The sequence below is a fragment of the Rummeliibacillus suwonensis genome, assembly GCF_007896435.1.
Classification (GTDB): domain Bacteria; phylum Bacillota; class Bacilli; order Bacillales_A; family Planococcaceae; genus Rummeliibacillus; species Rummeliibacillus suwonensis.
In genome coordinates, this window is sequence record NZ_VCBL01000016.1 from 1 (window position 1) to 1,051 (window position 1,051).

1 protein-coding gene is annotated in these 1,051 nt (G+C 37.3%); it reads left to right on the top strand.

The features are described from left to right. Positions 1–198: 198 nt before the first annotated feature. On the top strand, positions 199–855 hold the full coding sequence (locus FEU33_RS18575; protein WP_146550963.1) for an HAD family hydrolase: 657 nt from the start codon (positions 199–201) through the stop codon (positions 853–855). Positions 856–1,051: the final 196 nt, after the last annotated feature.

Genomic DNA, 1,051 nt, shown 5'->3' on the forward strand with positions numbered 1-1,051 from the left:
GGAACGGAATCTAAGAACGCCACGTCCTGTGGCAACGATTCCGTGACCAACATCCTGTTGCCCCCAGCATTCGCCCGCAGGAAAGCGAGCAAGTCGTAGCGGAAATCAACGAATTCTTCCTATTTTAATGAATAAAATCGGATAATCAACACTTCTGTAAAAGTAACTGAGTATTGTTCTACATTAGGAGGATTTATGATGAATATGGAATATATATTATTCGATTTGGACGGGACGCTAACGGATCCAAAAGAAGGAATCACGAAAAGTATTGCTTATGCATTAGAAAGAATGGGGGCCAAAAGTTTAGAAGAGCCTATTCTGGAATCATTTATCGGACCGCCATTAAAAGAAGCGTTTTGTCAGATCTGTGGATTTAATAACAAGGAAGCTGAGGAAGCAGTTCACTATTATCGTGAAAGATTTCAAAAGATAGGGCTATATGAAAATCAAGTATATCCTGGAATAGAGGAAATCCTATCATCGCTAAAAGAAAAAGGGGCAAAGTTAGCTGTAGCTACATCAAAACCCACTATTTTTGCTGATAGAATCGTCAGTCATTTTCATTTAAAGCCTTATTTTGATCTAGTCATGGGTAGTAACTTAGATGGCTCACGTTCGGCTAAAAATGAAGTCATTCATGACGCCCTAGAGAGATTATCTGTACCCTCCACTAAAAATGTAGTGATGATCGGTGACCGAAAATTTGATATTATCGGTGCACGCAAAGAAAGCGTTCCATGTATCGCTGTAAATTATGGATACGGAAGTCAAGAAGAACTACTATCAGCAAACCCTATGCATATAGTTCAGAGTGTACAAGAATTAAGAGAGTATTTGATGTCTACCTTATAGGAAAAATATGTGAACCTAGATGAACATTTAAAATGAATTATATTAGTTTTATCATCAAAATAATCTATATTTTATCACGCGTGTTGATTTTACAAAATTAGGAGTGTCTGTTTGGCATAGCTTTTGAAAAACTCTGTATTTTTAAGACCATTTATATAGATCTTCGCTGCGGCTTGCTCGAGTCCTCGAAAATGCA